20 protein-coding genes and 1 pseudogene are annotated in these 20,432 nt (G+C 38.4%); 3 read left to right on the forward strand and 18 right to left on the reverse strand.

All coding sequences use genetic code 11. From position 1 onward, the window contains the following. Positions 1 to 207 (forward strand): annotated as a pseudogene (locus G593_RS20595) (IS110 family transposase); the annotation flags it as partial. Between the two features lie 108 nt (positions 208 to 315). Here G593_RS20595 and G593_RS0104725 read toward each other — a convergent pair. The 13 genes from G593_RS0104725 to G593_RS0104785 all read right to left on the reverse strand — a co-directional run bounded on the left by G593_RS0104725 (position 316) and on the right by G593_RS0104785 (position 13,322). Then, positions 316 to 1,266 (reverse strand): diacylglycerol/lipid kinase family protein, encoded by a 951-nt coding sequence (locus tag G593_RS0104725; RefSeq protein ID WP_029730945.1) that lies wholly within the window; start codon positions 1,264 to 1,266, stop codon positions 316 to 318. Between the two features lie 94 nt (positions 1,267 to 1,360). Then, a complete protein-coding gene (locus tag G593_RS0104730; protein WP_005338598.1) occupies positions 1,361 to 1,624 on the reverse strand; it encodes an HPr family phosphocarrier protein in 264 nt (87 codons plus the stop codon). 16 nt (positions 1,625 to 1,640) lie between these two features. Continuing rightward, positions 1,641 to 2,519 (reverse strand): DNA-binding protein WhiA, encoded by an 879-nt coding sequence (gene whiA / locus G593_RS0104735; RefSeq protein ID WP_029730946.1) that lies wholly within the window; start codon positions 2,517 to 2,519, stop codon positions 1,641 to 1,643. Between the two features lie 9 nt (positions 2,520 to 2,528). Further along, positions 2,529 to 3,410, reverse strand: coding sequence for an RNase adapter RapZ (gene rapZ, locus G593_RS0104740; protein ID WP_005331962.1), 882 nt, complete (start codon positions 3,408 to 3,410; stop codon positions 2,529 to 2,531). A gap of 1 nt (position 3,411) precedes the next feature. Then, complete coding sequence (gene murB, locus G593_RS0104745; protein WP_029730947.1) at positions 3,412 to 4,323, reverse strand: UDP-N-acetylmuramate dehydrogenase; 912 nt, start codon at positions 4,321 to 4,323, stop codon at positions 3,412 to 3,414. A gap of 64 nt (positions 4,324 to 4,387) precedes the next feature. Beyond that, a complete protein-coding gene (locus G593_RS0104750; RefSeq protein WP_029730948.1) occupies positions 4,388 to 5,413 on the reverse strand; it encodes a LacI family DNA-binding transcriptional regulator in 1,026 nt (341 codons plus the stop codon). A gap of 62 nt (positions 5,414 to 5,475) precedes the next feature. After that, positions 5,476 to 6,579, reverse strand: a complete 1,104-nt coding sequence (locus tag G593_RS0104755; RefSeq protein ID WP_029730949.1) for a M20 family metallopeptidase — start codon at positions 6,577 to 6,579, stop codon at positions 5,476 to 5,478. A 61-nt stretch (positions 6,580 to 6,640) separates the two neighbouring features. Beyond that, on the reverse strand, positions 6,641 to 7,384 hold the full coding sequence (locus G593_RS0104760) for a glutamine amidotransferase (protein ID WP_029730950.1): 744 nt from the start codon (positions 7,382 to 7,384) through the stop codon (positions 6,641 to 6,643). A gap of 19 nt (positions 7,385 to 7,403) precedes the next feature. Beyond that, a complete protein-coding gene (locus G593_RS0104765; protein ID WP_029730951.1) occupies positions 7,404 to 8,675 on the reverse strand; it encodes a M20 family metallopeptidase in 1,272 nt (423 codons plus the stop codon). Then, a complete protein-coding gene (locus G593_RS0104770) occupies positions 8,675 to 9,622 on the reverse strand; it encodes an ABC transporter permease (protein ID WP_029730952.1) in 948 nt (315 codons plus the stop codon). Before G593_RS0104770 ends, G593_RS0104765 begins: the two co-directional genes overlap by 1 nt. Then, a complete protein-coding gene (locus tag G593_RS0104775; protein ID WP_029730953.1) occupies positions 9,619 to 10,668 on the reverse strand; it encodes an ABC transporter permease in 1,050 nt (349 codons plus the stop codon). Before G593_RS0104775 ends, G593_RS0104770 begins: the two co-directional genes overlap by 4 nt. Further along, complete coding sequence (locus G593_RS0104780; protein ID WP_029730954.1) at positions 10,661 to 12,193, reverse strand: ABC transporter ATP-binding protein; 1,533 nt, start codon at positions 12,191 to 12,193, stop codon at positions 10,661 to 10,663. The genes G593_RS0104775 and G593_RS0104780 overlap by 8 nt, the downstream gene beginning before the upstream one ends. Positions 12,194 to 12,260: 67 nt before the next feature. Next, positions 12,261 to 13,322 (reverse strand): BMP family ABC transporter substrate-binding protein, encoded by a 1,062-nt coding sequence (locus G593_RS0104785; RefSeq protein ID WP_029730955.1) that lies wholly within the window; start codon positions 13,320 to 13,322, stop codon positions 12,261 to 12,263. 771 nt (positions 13,323 to 14,093) lie between these two features. On the opposite strand from G593_RS0104785, the gene G593_RS0104790 reads away from it, so the two are divergent. Further along, positions 14,094 to 15,380, forward strand: a complete 1,287-nt coding sequence (locus tag G593_RS0104790; protein WP_005342854.1) for an HlyC/CorC family transporter — start codon at positions 14,094 to 14,096, stop codon at positions 15,378 to 15,380. Positions 15,381 to 15,545: 165 nt separating this feature from the next. Here the strand turns inward: G593_RS0104790 and G593_RS0104795 are convergent, their stop codons facing one another. From G593_RS0104795 to rpiB, 3 genes are all read right to left on the reverse strand, one after another. Next, positions 15,546 to 15,803: a hypothetical protein gene (locus tag G593_RS0104795; protein ID WP_021840240.1), complete on the reverse strand. Its 258-nt coding sequence runs from the start codon at positions 15,801 to 15,803 to the stop codon at positions 15,546 to 15,548. A 455-nt stretch (positions 15,804 to 16,258) separates the two neighbouring features. Next, the gene (locus tag G593_RS0104800) at positions 16,259 to 17,041 is read right to left on the reverse strand and encodes an N-acetylmuramoyl-L-alanine amidase (protein WP_029730958.1); all 783 of its coding nucleotides are present in this window, start codon (positions 17,039 to 17,041) and stop codon (positions 16,259 to 16,261) included. 273 nt (positions 17,042 to 17,314) lie between these two features. Next, positions 17,315 to 17,755 carry a ribose 5-phosphate isomerase B gene (gene rpiB / locus G593_RS0104810; protein ID WP_005337976.1) on the reverse strand — a complete coding sequence of 147 codons (441 nt, stop codon included), beginning with the start codon at positions 17,753 to 17,755 and terminating at the stop codon, positions 17,315 to 17,317. A gap of 124 nt (positions 17,756 to 17,879) precedes the next feature. On the opposite strand from rpiB, the gene G593_RS0104815 reads away from it, so the two are divergent. Then, positions 17,880 to 18,662: a Cof-type HAD-IIB family hydrolase gene (locus tag G593_RS0104815; protein ID WP_029730960.1), complete on the forward strand. Its 783-nt coding sequence runs from the start codon at positions 17,880 to 17,882 to the stop codon at positions 18,660 to 18,662. Between the two features lie 83 nt (positions 18,663 to 18,745). Here G593_RS0104815 and G593_RS0104820 read toward each other — a convergent pair whose 3' ends face one another. Continuing rightward, complete coding sequence (locus tag G593_RS0104820; protein ID WP_330360801.1) at positions 18,746 to 19,336, reverse strand: Gfo/Idh/MocA family protein; 591 nt, start codon at positions 19,334 to 19,336, stop codon at positions 18,746 to 18,748. Positions 19,337 to 19,453: 117 nt separating this feature from the next. Then, the gene (locus G593_RS0104825; RefSeq protein ID WP_029730962.1) at positions 19,454 to 20,419 is read right to left on the reverse strand and encodes an ABC transporter permease; all 966 of its coding nucleotides are present in this window, start codon (positions 20,417 to 20,419) and stop codon (positions 19,454 to 19,456) included. Positions 20,420 to 20,432 lie beyond the last annotated feature (13 nt).

The raw sequence follows: 20,432 nt of genomic DNA on the forward strand, positions 1-20,432 counted from the left end.
TCCGCTGATCTAAGAAAGGCTTTATTTCAGGTAATGGATGTCCTAATTAAAACGCATCCTCAAGATGATCCTGTTTATCAGTTCTTAGATAAGAAACGGACTCAAGGCAAGCCTTACTATGTCTATATGACTGCAGGTGCCAACAAGTTTCTAAGAATCTACTACGGACGAGTGAAAGAATATCTTTCATCTCTTTCAGAATCCTAATTATCCACTAATATTTTCAGACCAGCACTGGTGTGGTGGTCTTATTTTGATACCCAATTTTCAACCTGTATAAAATTTTCAATGTTCTTTCAATTTAGCCTTGACTTTTTATTTGCAGGCTATTTTATTTTTCTGCTCGCTCAGCTCCAGTACATGATTCTCCGGAACCATAATCTCCATTGCCTTCTGAACATTCTCGATTTCCACATAATCCTGTTCTCCGCCGAACTCTCCATCCAGTGTCCACGGAATCTCTTCAACAGAATCAAAGGTAATTTTTTTTGTCTTAAATGTGTACATATGCTTTGTATCCACCTGCTCGATCAGGAGTGCTGCAATAATCTCCTGCAAAGCGATCGGATTCTTCGGTGTCTTGATCAGTGTCACTTCAAACAGTCCGTCGTCAAATACTATATTTTTCCCGACCATATTAGAAAAGCCGCCAACGGAACGAGAATTCGTCACCATACCGAAGATAAATTCGTCCTCGATAACTTCCCCGTCATGCTCCACCTTAATTTTATAGGAAGGAATGTTAAAGATTCTCTTTGCACCTTCCAATATATACGCCATATGACCAAGTACATTTTTTACTGCCTGATCTGTCTCATAAGACACATCTGTAAAAATTCCAAATGCTGCAATATAAACAAATACGTTGTCATTGAACTTTCCAATGTCGCACGGAAATGGAACTCCCTTCACCGCATTGTCTGCTGCCGCAAGGGGTTTTCTCGGAATGTGCAGACTCTTGGCAAAATCATTCGTCGTTCCTGCCGGAATATATCCTACCGGAACAACATCTTTTCTCATCTCACGGCGCTTCATCATTCCAGTCGCAACCTCGTCAATCGTTCCATCTCCACCGCTGCACGCAATCAGATCATATTTGCCAACTTCGTATTCCTTGATTTGATAATAAGCGTCCCTGTATGCCTGTGTCGGATGCACTGTCACTTCATATCCCGCTTTCACAAAGATATCAAGAACATCTGACAATCTTGGCTTTAGCATCTCTTTTCCTGCACGTGGATTATATACAAATAGAAGCTTTTTCATCTGACATTTCCTCCATGGTTTTACAATATATTCCAAAAAGAGGGCATGTGAGATGCCCTCTTTCGATTCCTCAATTATCTATGTATGTTATTGATTACTGTGCAAGCAGAAATGATTCCACTCCACTTACAGCCTGCTCCTCGTCGTCTCCCTCAGCAATGAGAGTAAGGTTGGTTCCTTTTCCCGGCTGGTGTGACTGTAATGCCATCATCCCCATAATACTTTTGGCATTAATCTTCATGTTGTCCATCTCAATGTACACCGTACTGTCATACTGACTTGCCTCCTGCACAAGATGTGCGATTGGTCTGGACTCCATGTCCAGGTCTGACTGAAGTGTAACAGGTTTCTTAATCATATAAATCCTCCTTAAACTAACCCCTTAACTTATCTGCCATCTTGCTAATCTTTCTCAGCCGGTGATTCACCCCTGATTTTCCAACCGGGTCTGCCATAAGACTCCCCAGCTCTTTCAGAGTTGCATCCGGATTCTCAAGCCGTGTAAGGGCAACGTCTCTTAATCCTTCCGGCAAATAATCCAAGCCAACTGTATCTCTGACATACACAATATCTTCCATCTGCCTTACGGCCGCCGATACGGTCTTGTTGATATTCGCTGTCTCACAATTAACTTTTCGATTCACTGAGTTACGCATCTCCTTCAGAATGCGGACATTCTCAAGTTCCATGAGGGCGATGTGCGCTTCCATAATGTTCAGGACATCCACAATCTGGGATCCTTCTTTCAAGTATACGACAAATGTCTTCTTACGCGTTACGATCTTAGCATCCAGGTCAAAGCTGTTGATCATATCTCTCACATACTCTGCCTGTGCAAGTTCCCCACACACAATCTCAAAATGATAAGACTTGCTCGGATCACTCATCGATCCTGCTGCAATGAATGCCCCCCTGATATAAGCACGCTTACAGCATACAGCCTGCACAAGTGCATTCTTTACCGCCAACAGTTCCCCCCCTGCCCAACGCATAAAATAACTTGTGCTTCCATTCGTCATATTCTTTCGGACTACGATGTCAGCTTCTATATTAAATGTTTTTGACATTAATGTAAAGCACTTTCTCGCTACCAGATAATTTTCTGATCGGAATCTAATCGTACATATACCATTTTTATCTTCTTCAAATTCCCCGCACATATGTAAAATCGCAGTCAGTTCTGCCAGATTACAATGCCGTGCTTTCGCGACATGCTCTGCGAGTTCTTCTTTTATTTTCCCCGAAAACGACATGATACTCACCTATTTTGCCTTCGTGATCGCATCTTTTCCGATATCACGGTGCTCAATGCGAACTCCATAGCTGTCTGTTTTTTTCAGCGCTTCATACAATTCATTTGCCAGTGTAACGGAACGATGCTTTCCTCCCGTACATCCAATTCCGATCACAAGCTGTGTCTTTCCCTCAGAAATGTAATTCGGTATGAGAAATTCTACCATATCCGTAAGCTTTGTCAAGAACTGTTTTGCTGTGTCGTTATTCATCACATAGTCTCTGACCGGCTGATCATTTCCACTCATAGGACGTAATTCTTCTATATAATATGGATTGGGCAGAAAACGTACATCAAACACCAAATCCGCATCATTCGGAATTCCATACTTAAAGCCAAATGACAACACCGTAATGTAAAGGTTCTTATATTCCTTGTTCTGGACAAATATCTTGTTCAGCTCTGCTTTCAGTTCTCTTGTAAGCATATGACTGGTATCTACAAGATAATCCGCTTTTTTCTTCAGGAATCCAAGAAGTTCTCGTTCTCTCTTCAGGCCATCTTCCACACGTCCGTCACTACCTGCCAGCGGATGAAAACGTCTCGTCTCTTTATATCTCTTTACAAGTACATCATCGCTGGATTCCAGATAAAGGATCTCATACTGGCAGCCGCCTTCATCCAGAACTTTTAGTACATTCGCAAGCTCCTGAAAGCTCTGTCCGCTCCGGATATCTACTCCAAGAGCGGCTTTATTCATCTCCGTACCCGGCACCGCCAGAAGTTCTGCAAATTTCGGAATCAATGGGACCGGCAAATTATCCACACAAAAATATCCCATATCTTCTAGCATCTTAAGTGCCGTACTTTTTCCGGCACCGGACATTCCAGTCACAATTACAAGTCTCATCTTATTCGTCCCCTAATCTCTTCACTTCCGGTTCCAGATCCACGCCGGAATTCTCCTTCACGCGGATCTGTACCTGTCTCATCAGTTCCATAATATCTGCTGCCGCCGCATGATCCCGATTGATTACAAAACCACAGTGCTTTTCGGACACCTGTGCTCCTCCGACCTGAAATCCCCGAAGTCCGGCATCCTCAATCAGTTTTCCTGCAAAATATCCTTCCGGACGCTTAAACGTACTTCCGGCACTTGGATATTCCAACGGCTGTTTCGTCACACGCTTCTCCTTCAGCTCATCCATATAAGTTTTGATCTTCTCTCCGTCTCCGCGCTCAAGCTTCAACACCGCCCCAAGCACAATATAACCTTTCTTCGCAATCACACTAGTGCGGTATCCAAGCTCCAGTTCATTACGGCCCAGTTCTATAATCTTACCTTCACCTGTAAGCGCTGTCACAGATTCCAGTACATCCTTCATCTCTCCGCCGTAGGCTCCTGCATTCATCACACAGGCACCTCCGATTGTCCCCGGAATTCCGGAAGCAAATTCAAAACCTGAAAGCTCTGCCCCCAGCGCTTTAGCCGCGATTCCTGAAAGCAATGCTCCAGCCTGTGCCTTTACAAGATCACCTTCTACCTTCACTTCATTCATTTCCTTATAAATCTGAACGATCACACCGCGGTATCCTGCATCAGACACAAGAAGATTACTTCCATTTCCTATAATATAATACGGCATTCCTGCTTCTTTACAGATACGGATCACATCTCTTACTTCTTCCTTCACCTTTGGTGTCACGAAGAAATCTGCCGGTCCGCCCACACGAAATGTAGTGTGACGGCTCATCGGCTCATCGATCAAAATGCTATCCTTTCCTATCACATTGTTCAATTTATCATAAAAGCTCTGATTCATAAAAATCTTCTCCTATACGAAACATTTTCGAATATCCTTATCATACAATAAAAAAGCAGGGAATTCAACGCCTGACATTCTTTACACTTTCACGGATTATAATTTCTGGTTGAAATGTAATACATTTTTTTATATGATTCGTACTTTCCACTTCATTTAATAATAGATTCATTCCCTCTACTCCCATTTCATAAACCGGCTGCCGTATTGTCGTCAAAGGAGTATCTAATATTTCCGAAAAGAAGATATCATCATATCCAACAACCGAAATATCATCTGGAACACTCAATCCATATTCTTTCAGTCCATTGTATACCCCATATGCAGACATGTCATTGAATGCAAAAATAGAATCTATTTCCAAGCCATGATTATAAAAATACTCTACTGCATTCTTTCCACTTTCTCTATCATAATTTCCTTCAAAAACCAACCGTTCATCATATGGTATCCCATATTCTTTCAGTGCTTTACAATATCCAAGCAAACGTTCCTTTGAATCCTCAAGTTCATCCGGGCCAGTAACACACCCTATCTTTCTATGTCCTTGTTCCAGCAAATAGTGCGTTGCTATATAGCCACCTTGCCTGTGATTAACAATTACAGAACTACATACCGATGCTTCTACATATCGATCTATCATTACAAATGAGATTTTTAATTTTTCAAGCAATTCTATGCTTTCTTGGGCTCTTTTTTTGTCACTATCCCGTGCCATGCAAAAAATAATTCCATCAACACCTTTATCAGCAAGAACCTGTATATATGATAAATCTCTCTCATGCTTATCATTCGTATTACATAAAATCAAATTCCTTCCTTGCTTCCTGCAGGTATCTTCCACTCCTTTTGCCAAAGTTGAGAAAAAGACATTACTAACATCCGATATAATTAACCCTATCGTTTGTGTTCTTTTCTTCACTAATCCAACCGCAACCTGATTTGGATGATAATTCAATTCTTCAGCAGCATCTAAAATAGCATTTCTGGTGCTTTGCGGAATTCTATTCGCCTTATTATTCAAAACCAATGATACTGTCGTCACCGAAAATCCTGTAAAATTAGCAATGTCTTTTATTGTTGTTCTCAAACCGATACTACCCTTTCTCACTACTTTTTTTCTTAATTTTATACCATATTGCATTCGAGTGGTTAAAATATTTTTCTTAAACACGAAATATATTCCATATAGTTTTTTAATTCAACGTATTCATTCGGTTTATGTGCCACATCCGGCTCCCCAGGACCATATAATAATACCGGCATCTCTGGTGTATCTCGAATAAGAATGGATGCATCTGTAAAAAAATTAATTCCAATAAATGAATTGTTATTCATTTTTTTAACCCATTCATTATCTTCCGAAATTTCAATTGGGAACCTGTCATTTTTCAACTCTATTTCTACTTTTAGAATATTCTCGGTCTCATTTTCATATTTTTGACATTCTTCCTCTGCTATTACAATAATCTGTTCTGTACTCATTCCGGGTACCGTCCTGATATCCATCAGAAACGTTGCCTTATCAGGCGTCATATTAGGAACTATTCCGCCTTGAAGCATCGTGATTTGTGCTGTTGCTTTCCCAAGCAGGTTATGCTCATGTTTACAAATTCTTCTTTTAATTTCTCGACATATTAAAAAGCCATATTCCACAGCATTAATTCCTTGTTCTGGATAAGCCCCATGGCTAGTTTTCCCATGGACATGCAATTGCAGCCATATACACCCTTTTTGAGCCATTCCCAATTTTAGTCCTGTCGGTTCACCTATCAGCATTAATTGGGCATTTTTTTGCATTCCATTTTCAAGCAAATATCTCGCACCCACTCCATTTTTTTCTTCATCGCAAGTCCCATAAAAAACAATCGTTTTTTCTGGCACATAATTTTCTTCTTTCATTTTGCACAGAGTCCATATCATACCTGCCAGACCACTTTTCATATCACTGGCACCTCTTGCAAAAATTTTTCCCTCCTTTTCTATTGGAGTTCTTGGATTTGTGTCCCATAATTGTTCATCACCATAAGGAACTGTATCCATATGTCCATTCCAAATAATGATTTCTGATGATTTTCCCTGTAATTTTGCAACTACATTTGCGTGTTTTTCATCAATGAATTGTATTTGTGCATCAATCCCACTTTCCACCATAAATTGTTGTATATATACAGCGATATCCTTTTCTGAATTTTCACCATTTACACTAGGAATACTTAACAAATTCATTAAAAATTCTTTTTCTGTCATTTTCATTATTTTTATCCTCCATTATAAAGCAAACGCCTGCAGCCTCAAAAGCCACAGACGTTATCCTCTATTCCGTAAGCCAGTCTACAATTCCAGCCCAGACATTATTATAATCTTCCCACTCACAAAACTCCGGCGGTGCCCAATGTGGAGCACAATCTGTTGTAAAAACGGCGCTCCGTCCTTTTCCATATTCTCCAAATGCAATAAACGGATCTCCTTCTATTGTCGCAACCACATCTGCCTCTGGTTTTGCAACGGTTTTGTTATAACCAAGAACTTCCGGCCAGTCACTTCCAACACCTTGCAGCGCTTTATGTTCCTTTATTGTCACCGGTTTTACTCCCTCACAATGCTCCATACGATCATCAACCGTCAATATTTCTACCGGAAGAACATCCTGCACTGCTGTATCATGCCATTTACCTTTCGCATCAACTCCAGAAAATGTCAAATATCCTCCAATCATAAGTAATGATCCGCCATCCAACACATAATCCCGGATAACCTTCGTTCGATTAGGCATTTTTACACTTTTGCTGAATGTAACCGCCGGAAGCAACAGCGTATTTGCTCCAATATCCGACAAAATTATGCAATCATATTCTTTTAACTCTTCTAATGAAAATGGAAATTTTTCTCCTGCAAGATGGTTCGGAAGAAATGTCACATCATAACCATTCGCTTCCAAGGCCTCGACGAGTCGTGTCTCTCCTGTCTCATATACTCCTGTAAAAAAACTGTCAAATCCTTTTGTATGAGTTGTATTACTCATCCATGATTCACCTGCTAATAATACTTTTTTACTCATAATTTTACCTTCCTTGTATTTATTTATTTTTTCCCCATGCAAGTATTAATTCTGCATATATCAAAATCGATTCTAAATACGCATCCATATCCAAATATTCGTTTACGGAATGACATTGTTCCAAATTTCCCGGTCCAAATTGAATGGTCGGACATTTTGCAACATTTTTCCATATTCTGGAATCACACCCAGATGGTGAACCGACAATATTAGGAGTTCTGCCTTTCGCTTGCTTATATCCTTCTGCAAATGCCTCAACAAATGGATGAGTTCTTTCCATTTCAAAGGCTCCACCTGCCTGATAAACACTAATTTCTGGCTTATGGTCTTTCAACCATTTATCGCCATTCGCAATGCCTTCAATAGTGTCTGTAAATTCTGATACTACTTTTTCATAACTCATAATTTCTGGCAAATAGTGAACACAAACCTTAAATTCGCATTCTCCTGCAACAGTAGAACCAGCTGTACCACCTTCTATTACTCCTACATTAAGGCTTGGAGCCGGAAGTAATGGATGTTTATATTCCATTAACCAACCATGTTCCAGTTCTTCTAATCCACGAATAAGTTTGATTGCTTTTTCGATTGCACTTACTCCAAGCCATTTGGCACCAGAATGATTTGCTTTACCTTCAATTTTTACATCGAAAAATACAAATCCCATGTGAGCAACAATCAATTCGTCGCTTGTACCTTCACATACGACAACTCCATCTGCTTTCTTTCCATTCATAGCAGCAAGCATCGAGCCATTGCCTCCGCCTTCTTCATCGCACACAGATGTAATTATCACATCTCCCGGAAGTTCTATTCCAGCATCTTTCAATAGTTTTATTGCCAGAACTGAAGCCATCAATCCGCCCTTCATATCTGCTGTTCCTAAGCCATACATTCTATTATCTCTAATATCCGGGCAATGTGGTTTTGTTATCCATTTACTCAAATCTCCCGGAGGCATTGTATCCATATGGCCATTAAACATTATGCTTTTTCCACCTTTTCCAGCAAATGTAGCATATACATTATAGCGATGATCATAATTATGACCCAGATTTCCTTCATTATAAAGCTGCAGACATTTTTTTATGGTCTCTTCTTCCAAAGCATCTTTTTCAATTTTATCTGCACCCATTTTTTCAAGCAACTTAATCAGATATTCCTGACCTTTTTCTTCTCTTCCACCATCAATTCCATGTCCCAAGTCCTGTGTGTCTATCGAAACTAGCTCTGACAAATATTTTATATATTCCTCTTTGTGCTCATTCAACACATTTTTTAGTTCTTTCATTAGATTGCCTCCTGTTTTACAACATTTAGGGAACTCTTCTTTCTATCTGTTGCTACTTTCTTTGAAATCATAGATATTGACAATACTACAATTGTAACTACATATGGCATTAACAGGACAAACTGTGAAGGCAATCCATATGCCTGCAGTCTGGCTCCAACAGAATCTGCCACACCAAACACAAGACAACCAACTGCTGTAAGAGCTGGATTTGCATGTCCAAAGTACATTGCTGCTACACCCATAAAACCTCTGTTACTTGTCATATTTTCTGTAAACATAGTACTATATCCCAGTGACAAATGAGCTCCGGCCAGGCCTCCTACCAAACCTGAAATAAGAATCGCCTGATATTTCATGGAAATAACATTTATTCCAGCTGTTTGTGCTGCCATAGGGAACTGTCCCACTGCTCTTAATCTCAATCCCCAACGGGTACGATATAATAAAAATGTCAAAATCAAGATTAAAACAATCATAAACCATTCCGTCACGGCCCAATCATTAAAAATATCTTTTAATATAGGAATATTTTTTATAAATGGAATATCCATTCGTGGAATTGCCTTCACATCTGGATCAGTAAATGTACCACTTGTATCAAAGATGACATTCAACATAAATTTAGTAATAGCAAGAGCAAATAAATTTATTCCCATACCAATGGCACAAATATCTGCTTTATATTTAATATGTCCCACTGCCATAATTCCAGATATCACAAATCCTGCCATCATGGCTGCTAAAATTCCCATAAGCCAGCTTCCAGAGAAATAACTGACTGCAACCGCTGCAAATGCTCCCGTCAGCATAATTCCTTCTGTACCGATGTTTAAAATATCAGCCTGTTGTGTAATCGCTGCACACAGCGCAGCATAAATAATTGGTGTAGCCGATCTAATCGATGCATATATCAAAGAGACACTAAAAATCTGTTCTAATTTCATGCATTTGCCTCCTGTTCTTTAACTGCCTTCTTCTTTTTCCGCTTTATCTTTATCTGAGACAACAATTCCATAGTTGCAATAATGATAAATACTGCTGTAATTGTATCAATAATAGATTTTGGCACACCGGTATTTTGTTGCATTCCCATAGCACCAGATTTTAATACTGCAAGGAAAAATGCCATAAATGGACCAAATACAATGTCATTTTTAACGATCAATGATGCCAGCATTCCATTTGTTCCCAAATTATATGCAAAATTATTTAAGAAATACCCATATGATCCAAGGACTTCTATGCAACCGGCAATTCCTCCAATTGCTCCACTTGCCATCATTGTTCCCACGAACACTTTTCTCGGATTAATTCCTACATATTCTGCGTGTTTTGGATTTAATCCAACGGTTCGGATCTTGTACCCGATATTAGTTTTATTCAACACAATTAATACTATAACAATTACGAAGATAGCAATAAACAAACCTACATTTGCGTTACTTGGTTTTAAAAATTTAGGTAATGTTACCTGTACAGGTGGGGTTTGTGCATTCGCTCCTCCAGCACTCATTGGTCCATTCACTAAATAAGAAGTAATATATAATGCGACTGTATTCATCAAAATAGTAGTACACACTTCATTTACATTGTATAAAGCCTTCAGTATCCCCGGAATAAAAGCCCAAGCAGCTCCTACAACAATTGCGCCTGCGAAACAAGCTATCAACAACAATGGCTTTGGCAAAAAAGTCCAATTAATTCCGATATATGCCGCTACAATTCCTCCAAGAAACACTTCACCTTCTACTCCAACGTTAAAAGCTCCCGCTTTTGCCGCCAAGGCAAATGCAACTGTAGTCAAAAGCAAAGGAGTTAAACTTGCCAAAGTTGTGCCAAATGCTCTTTTTCCCACAAATGCTCCTTTTATCAAAGCCGCATATGCTTCGATAGGATTTTGTCCAATTACAAGAATAATAATTGCTCCTACTCCCAGTGCAAGTAACATTGTAAGTAATATTTTTTTAACACTCTCTACTGCACTATTCATGACACTTCTCCTTTCTGCGTTTTCCTCCCATCATCAAGAGTCCTACTTTCTCTTCATCAGCTTCGTCCACTTGAAGATTTCCTGTAATTTCACCCTCATGCATTACGATTATTCTATCTGATAATGAAAATATTTCCTCCAAATCTGCTGATACAAGCAACACTCCGAGTCCTTTTTCTTTTACATCCATCAATATCGTTCGTATTGACTCTATCGCCCCGATATCTACGCCTCGAGTCGGTTGAGATGCAATTAATACTTTTCCGCCGATAGATACTTCTCGTGCAACAACAATCTTCTGAGCATTTCCACCCGACATTCCTTGAGTCAACGTTTGTGGATTTCGCGGACGAATATCAAATTTATCTATTAATTCATTTGTGTATTCCAACATCTTTGTATTATTCAACATAATTCCATTTGAAAACGGAGCATCTGAAATCTGGGCTGCAACAATATTTTCTTCTATTGTCATACTTCTATTTAACCCTCTGACATTTCTATCCTCAGGTATATGTGACAATCCTGCTTTTCTTATTTTTTTCACAGATTCATTAGTTATATTTTTTCTGTCTAAAAGTATGCTTCCTTTTTCTACTTTACGCAATCCACAGATTGCCTCAATCAACTCACTTTGTCCATTGCCATCTATTCCGGCAATTCCGACAATTTCTCCCGACTTAACCTCTAGAGAAACGCCTCTGATTTTAGACATTTCTTTTTCTCCAGAAGTCCATAGATTATCAATTTTCAGCACAGTATCTCCGATATGGGCCTGCTTTTTTTCAATATTCAAGAAAACTTCTCTACCCACCATCATCTTTGCCAGTTCTGCTTGATTCGTATCTTTTTTATTGACCGTGCCCATATATTCACCTTGTCTCATAACACTGATACGATCCGATATTTGCATTATTTCATTAAGCTTATGAGAAATAAATACAATTGATTTACCATCATTTTTCAAATTTTGAAGTATCTCAAACAATCGCTGAGTCTCTTGCGGAGTAAGTACTGCTGTTGGTTCATCTAAAATTATAATATTAGCTCCTCTTGTAAGAGTTTTTATGATTTCAACCCTTTGTGCTTCTCCTACTGATATCTGATTGATCTTTTTATTTAATTGTACATCCATTCCATAGTGATCAATGTATTTTTGAATATTTTTTCGTGCACTGTCAAAATCAATTGTCAGACCCTTTCTCGGTTCAAAACCTAAAATAACATTTTCCAATACAGTCAGTTCATCTACCAGCATGAACTCCTGATGTACCATACCGATTCCTTTTTCTATAGCAATTTTAGGTGATAAATTTTCTACCTTCTCTCCTCCAATGATAATTTCTCCATCATCAATACCATACATTCCGTAAAGCATTTTCATCATTGTTGATTTTCCTGCACCATTTTCACCGATCAATGAATGGATTTCGCCTTTTTTCAAATTAAATTCGCCTTTTTTTACAGCTTGTACTTCACCGAAAGTTTTTCGGATTTTTTTCATTTCCACGATATAATCATTCATTTTGTCACTTCCTCTTTGGGAAAAGGGGCCTTGGTCTGTACAAGCCCCCTTATTTCAATTTCAGATTCTATTTGTTTTCGCCAAATCCTTCATAATTATCAACTTTAATTTCGCCTGATTTGATTTTATCGGCAAGTTCATCAATTTTATCAACAATATCCTGTGGGAATTTATCACCCAATGATTCTTTCATAACACTGAAATCTGTTAATGATACGCCATCACCTGCAACATCCATGTATTTAACAGTTCCACCTTTAAATGTATCATTAGTAATAGATTTAATAACTTCATAGGATGCAGTATCTACTCTTTTTACCATAGATGTAAGTACATGTCCCGGCTGATCATTATCCTGATTCAAATCAACACCAATTGCATATTCATCTGCTTCTTTCGCAGCTTCAAGAACTCCTGTACCTGTTCCAGATGCAACATTCATAACAATATCTGCACCCTGCTCATACTGTGCAAGTGTTAATTCTTTTCCTTTTAAAGGATCTGACCAGGAACCTGCAAATGACTGAAGAATTTTTACATCTGGGTCAACATATTTTGCGCCCTGTTCATATCCTGTATAGAAATCATGCAATACTGGGACGTCCATACCTCCGACCCAGCCGATTGTATGATCTGCATTTACACCTTCAATATCTGTTTTCTGAGTGAACATTGCTGCTGCCGCTCCTGCTAAGAATGATCCTTCGTTCTGTGCAAAACTAATGGATTCTACATTATCGGCATCTACAGTAGTATCAATAATCGCAAATTTTACATCCGGATAATCTGCTGCATATTTCTTCAAATATTCTTCAAAGTTGGAGTTAGAACATAATACTAAATCATATCCACCTTCTGCTGCTGCAAGGAAATTAGCTTCCCACTCATCTGCTGTAGTTCCTTCAAGTGTCTTTACTTTTACACCCAATTCTTTTTCTGCTTTTTTTGCACCTTCATTGCATGAATCATTGTAAGATTTATCTCCAAGATTACCTGCATATACAACTGCAACTTTTTTCTGACCAGAAGCACTCTCATCTGATTTCTTCTCAGCACCCTTACTTCCACAAGCAGACATGCTTACACACATTGCCATAACCAGTAATACACTTACGATTCTTTTCTTCATTGTCCATTTCCTCCTCTTTTCTTGAATTTCCTTTTGGTAAAACGTTTTATCAATTAATGTATCTTTATCTTACCAACCAATTTTGCACGCGTCAATCGTCACATTTCACAATATTTCATTTTCATTTTTTTGCACTATGCAACATTATACATGTTAATTTTCTGACATTTTGTGCTCAATTCACAAGAACTAGTAAAACGTTTTATCTATTTTTTTATTAGCATCTGCCTGCTAACAGATGCTAATAAAAAAGCAAGACAAAAAAAATCATCTGACTTCTTTGTCTTGCTTTCTTCGATTGAATTAGTTACATTATATTCTTTTCTTTTTATTTGTCAAGTTTTTTCTTTCTTTTTTTGCAGCGGTAAAAATATTCTTTTCACTATAAAAGCAGTTTTGAAAGGTAAAAATAATTCACACTAATAGTTCTAAAAGAATAAGTTGATTTCTTTGCGATAAGTTAAAATAAAAGAAAAACTTTATCGCAAAGGAAGAAAAATGAGCAGAGAACAGGAAAGAGCCAAGAGAAAACACAAATTTATGCACATTTTTTAGAGAGGGAAGCAGTATAATCATTCAATGTGGATAACTTTCCTAAATTTACAAAAAATGTGTAAACATGTGAAATCACAGAATTGGCAGGCTATAAAATAAATTTACCTTTCAAAACTGCAATTAAAAACTGCGATACTTCCTTTCTTCTTGCAAAATCTCCGTAAATGCTGTATATTACTCTTAATTACACTATTATCAAAAAGGAGTGATTTATCATTGGACTCGAATGATACTATACTATTTATTGTACTGATTGTACTGTTAGCACTATCTGCTTTCTTTTCTTCTGCGGAGACTGCACTTACAACAGTAAACCGAATTCGAATCCGCAACCTTGCCGATGAAGGCAACAAAAACGCACAAACTGTATTAAAAATTACGGATGATTCTTCTAAGATGCTAACCGCTATACTGATCGGTAACAACATCGTGAACCTTTCTGCCGCATCGCTGACCACAACCCTGGCTTACAGTCTCGGAGGCTCCATGGTCGCAATCGCCAGCGGAATTTTAACTGTAGCGATTCTGCTTTTCGGTGAGATTACACCGAAGACAATGGCTACCATCCACGCTGAGAAGGTATCTCTGGCATACGCACCAATCATCCATATATTTATGAAGATCATGACACCGTTCGTCTTCATTATCAATGGTCTGACCAACGTTGTTCTTTTCATTTTACGCGTAGATCCGAATGACCACAAACGCGCCATGACCGAGAATGAACTTCGTACTATCGTAAATGTCAGCCATGAAGACGGCGTTATCGAATCCGAAGAGAAAGAAATGATCTACAATGTGGTAGATCTCGGAGATGCAAAAGCTAAAGATGTTATGGTTCCACGCGTTCACGTAACATTTGCAGATGTAAACTGCACATATGAAGAATTGATTGACATTTTCCGTGAAGATAAATTCACAAGGCTGCCGATTTATGAAGATACGACCGACAATGTGATCGGTACGATTAACATGAAAGACTTGTTGCTTTACGATTACGGAAACACAAAAGAATTCCATATCCGGGATATTATGCGAGAAGCTTATTTTACTTATGAGTATAAGAATATTTCCGAGCTTCTTGTGGAGATGCGTCAGGCATCCTTTAACATCGCAATTGTTCTGGATGAATATGGTGAAACTTCCGGTTTGATCACACTGGAAGATATCCTGGAAGAAATTGTCGGTGAAATTCATGACGAATATGACGAGAATGAAGAAGATTTTGTTCACAAAATTTCTGACAAAGAATATCTGGTAGAAGGTTCTGTCAACCTGGACGACTTCAATGACCGTCTGGAACTGAATCTGGAATCCGAAGAATATGATTCCCTCGGTGGATTTATCATCGAGCATCTGGACCGGCTTCCGGAACTCGGTGATTCTGTCACAACATCCGATGGTATTCGACTGGTTGTAGAATCTCTGGATAAAAACCGTATTGAGAAAGTTCATGTGTATCTGCCGGAGAAAGTGGAATATGATGAGGATTCTGAAGAATAATAAGTAGACATATCTACAAATTCTGTTTCGAACAGTTTTTGTAGGTATATAATAATTAAAAAGAAAAGGCAAGTTCTTAAAATTTCATGTCAGAACATGCCTTTTCTTTATATCTTTTGATGTAATTCAAAATATCTTCTATTAAGCCTCTATAATTTTTAACTCTTATAACTGTTTCCCGTTATGTCTGTGTATCAGAAATAAAAATCCACCGATCACTCCGCCGATCACTCCGGCATAAATAGCAACACACATTACATTTGCTATACAGTCAATCAATGCAATTTTTCCGATTGCCGTGCAGAAGAACATTCCAACTATAAATGTTGTAACACTCCACAGCAATACATTTGCTGATAAAAATGTTCCGTCCTGTGCTTCCGCTCCAAATATTTTTCCTGTCATTTCCCATAAAAATTTCATATTCATTCCTCCCTGCATATGAAACAACTATATCTTAGATGCTCTCACATCTTCATGTGGTCCGCACCATCTCTTTCTTTTCTTCATGTACATTATAGGAACTGCATGTTAAATCAGTTTACAGAGAAATGCTAAATCTTTGTAAAATGTACTCGTTCAGAGCCAGGCAGAATTTTATAAAACAACTGTAAAATGATTACATTTTTAAAGTTGTTTTTAAAATTCTATCTGGCGGATACGCCACACGTCACAACTGCTTTTTAGTTGGGACGTTGGGCTCTGAACGAATATGGGAATAATTCTATCTGGCGGATACGCCACACGTCACAATTGCTCTTTAGTTTGGACGTTGGCTCTGGGCGAGTATCTGAATAATTTTAGTTGGGAGGCTGGCTCTGAATGAGCACCTGAACAATTTTAGTCTGGGCGTTGGCTCAAAGCGAGTACCTGAATGATTATTGTATCAAAAGCGTCTCAAATCCGGCTCTCTTAAGTCTTCTCTGTGCCGCCACCGCTTCGTCCAGCATATCATATTCTCCGGAAATCACCCGGTAATATTGTTTCCATTGATCTATATATGCCGGAAATCCACGGTCTTCCAGTGTTTCCTGCTGCCTCGCTGCATTGTTCCGGTTCCGGAACAGTCCGACCTGAATACGGTACTTCGTCTGTTCCACCGGCGTTTCCGGTTCTTTCAGAACTCCGGCATTTTCCAATGTATCCAGGACTCCTGTTGCAATTGCCTGTGCAATATCCTGAAAATTAGAATCAAATAATTTATTATCCGTATCTGAATTGATAAATCCAGCCTCTACAAGTACAGCTGGCATCCGTGTCCGCTTCAACACTACAAGATTCGGTCTTGCTTTCACCCCCAGATCTACAAACCCCACCGTCTCCAATTGTTCATTGATTTCCTGCGCCATCTGATATTTAAGTCCAGACAAATCATAGATCAGACTTTCCACTCCCATTACTTTATTATCTGTCGGATAAGAGTTTCGATGGATCGACAGGAAAAAATCCACTCCTGCCTGATTTGCCTCTACTGCCCGCTCATATGGGGACAAATACACATCTGTTGTCCTGGTGTAAAGTACCTCAATTCCATTTTCCTGAAGAATCTCTCCCACTGCAAGCGTCAGCCTTAATGTATCATCTTTTTCACGGCGCCCCCGATAAACTGCTCCAGGATCACTTCCCCCGTGACCACTATCTAACATCATAGAATATGGCATATTTATTCCTCAAAATCTTTTTATATTATAGTATGACTCAAAAATCAGATCGGTGATTTTTCTAAAATGCGGAAATGTACAGATTTATAAAAAAATTTTCTGCACAGATAAACTTTCACTGGCAATTTCCTTCGAATACTTTTATAGCGCTAAAAAAGGTCCACCGGACCTTTTTGTCGCATGCTTGGCAACAAAAAAACTGCTGCTTCGTCAGATTATCCTTCACAAAGCAACAGTTTTGTTTACTGATTATTTTTACTGATTATTTTTTGCTTATTTATTCTCAATTGCTGTAATCATATCTACTCTGGTCTGGTGTCTTCCACCTTCGAATTCTGCGCTTAACCATTCATCGATGATCATCTTTGCAAGCTCAATTCCGATTACACGGGCACCGAATGCCAGAATATTGGTATTGTTATGCTGTCTGGAAAGTTTTGCAGAATATGGCTCTGAGCAAACAACTGCACGAACACCTTTTACTTTATTTGCTGCCAAAGAGATTCCAACTCCTGTACCACAGATCAGGATACCAAGATCTACATCTCCTGCTGCAACAGCTCGTCCGACTTTCTCGCCGTACTCTGGATAATTACAGCTCTCATATGTATCTGTACCAAAGTTCACAACTTCATATCCTTTTCCTTCCAGGTACTCTACTACCTGATTCTTCATGTCTACTGCAGCATGATCATTACCAATTCCGATTTTCATGACGTTATAGCCTCCTCTTTTCATTGTCGTCTTTTCTTTGACGCCTTTTTATATTATAATAGATAAGATTTCTATTATCAACACAGGTACGACAATTAATACATAAATACAGAAAGGGAACACTATGATACAATATATTGCCAGCGACGTAGACGGAACTTTACTTCATGGTCACGCGACGGAACTGAATCCAGAATTATTTGACATTATCCGTCAGTTAAAAGAACATGGAATACATTTTATTGCAGCCAGCGGCCGCCAGTACAAAAATCTCCGTCGTCTATTTGCCCCTGTAAAAGATGACATTTCCTATGTCGCAGAAAATGGATCTATGTGTGTGCATGATGATAAGATTGTCTCGTTAGGACATATTGATACTAATCTGATCTATGAGATTGCAGACGCAGCAAAAGAATATGGTCATTGCCACACTTTAATTTCCACAGCCCGGACCGGATATACCGACTCAAAAGATTCTGACTACATCGATCATATCCGTAACGATGTCGGTTATGACATGGACGTTGTTCAAAATGTGCGTGATATCAAGGAGCCTTTTATCAAAATCGCAGTATGTGATTTTGATGGAACCGAAAAACGTCTTCGCGCCTATTTTCAAGAACGTTTCGGTGATCGAATCAAGATTGTAACCTCCGGGAATATCTGGATTGATTTCATTGCACCGAATGCCAATAAAGGTTCTGCCCTTTCCAATATCGTATCTTCCCTTGGCATGGATCCAAAGAATGGTATCACATTCGGAGATCAGTACAATGATTTGGAAATGTTGCAGCTGTCCAATACAAGCTATGCTATGACGACTGCTGCCACCGGAGTAGCGGATTACGCTACACATACAACCGATTCCGTAGAAGAAACGTTAAAAGATTTGCTTAAAAATTTATAAATTTACTTCTTCATAAAATCCCCTGTTAGTTTTCATCACAGCACAAGTTAAATTCATGCAAACAACAGGGGATTTCTCATATACTAATATTCTATTTCTTTTAAAATATCATCAATAATACCAGCATTGATTATCGAAAACTCTCTTGAAACTGCCGGCTTTTCTTTGCCCTCAACACATCCCCCAAATTGTTCCACTTCCAAGCAATAATTTTGAGGTACCTGCACTGTCTTTATAACCTCTTTTTCTCCTGCTCTTTTCACAGAATAGCTCAATTCTCCGTCGCCATTAAATTCAAATCCTATTCCTTTTATAATTCCCTCACTTCCATGAATTTCAAACCGATCAATATGCCTGTTTTCTTCTATTTCAAGAACCATTCCACTAGAAAATGCTGCCATTTTTCCATCATTATACTCAAAAATAACTGACACATAATTATCAATTTCACCTTTTACGCCACTACTAATTGCCTTTATTTTTTGAGGTTTTTCTCCCAATATTCGAAGAATCAAACTTGTATTATATACTCCCAAATCATATGTGCAACCACCTAGCATTTCTTTTCTCATCCGGATATTGTTCATATTATAATCTGAAGTTATATATGCTGATTCCATATATCGTATTTTTCCAATTCCCCCATCTTGAATCTCTTTGCAAATTGCTTCAATATATGGACTATGATTTCATCCTTTCTCAAAACTTTATCCAAATTAGAAAAGCACCTTTAAAGATTGCCAGCATTATTATATGGCCTCTCCATGGTGCTTTTCTTATTTTATACTTTACTATGCTTTTTTTCTATTTTTTAACATATCCATTGTTACAGCAAATATAATAAGCACACCGCTTGTAATTTCAAGTACATGTGTATTTAATCCAAACTGTACACCAGCATTATTAATTAATACCATCAAAATAGTACCAAGCACTGTACCTGTAACAGTTCCTTTTCCTCCCGCAAGCGAAGCACCACCAATTACAGCTGCTGCGATTGCATTCATATCATATCCTTCTCCACCTGTTGGTAAAGCGCTCTGTACTCGAGCAGCAAGCATAATACCTGCAATACCATATAAAAGTCCTGCGCCTGCATATGTTGCATAGAACATTTTTCTAACTTTAATACCGCTTAATTTTGCAACCTCAACGCCACTACCAAGTACATATAAGCTTCGTCCAAAAATTGTATATTTAAGCATGAACCAAATCGCAATTGCAACAATTGCCCAAATAACAGCTAACACCGGAAGTCCTCCAAATAAGTTGGTATTTCCCATACTCAAAATTCTTTGATCAATTCCTGTAACTGTTAATGCATTACTAATAATCTTAACAAGTCCACGTACAATTGTCTGCATACCCAAAGTAGCAATCATAGGCGGAACCCGAAAATCATAAATAATAATACCATTTAAGAAGCCAACTGCAACAGAAATCACAATCGCAATAATTAAAGTCAACCACATATTCATTCCTGTATCTCTCTGTAAAAGAGCAAGTACCATACAAGACAAACCTGTAATTGCTCCACCACTGATATCAATTCCCCCAGTGATAATAATCATCGTCTGTGCTGCTGCCATAACTCCGATAATCGCACATTGTTTCGTTAAGTTTGTTACATTGTAAAGTGTACAAAAATTATCCGTAAAAACAGACGCCCCAACAAAAAGAATTACGATAATTAGACCTAATGTAAATTCTGTCTGTTGGAATATATTCGTTTTTTTCTTCATAGTTGCTTTTGCCATAATAAATTCCTCC

This window comes from Dorea sp. AGR2135 (genome assembly GCF_000420885.1).
Classification (GTDB): Bacteria; Bacillota; Clostridia; order Lachnospirales; family Lachnospiraceae; genus Dorea; species Dorea formicigenerans.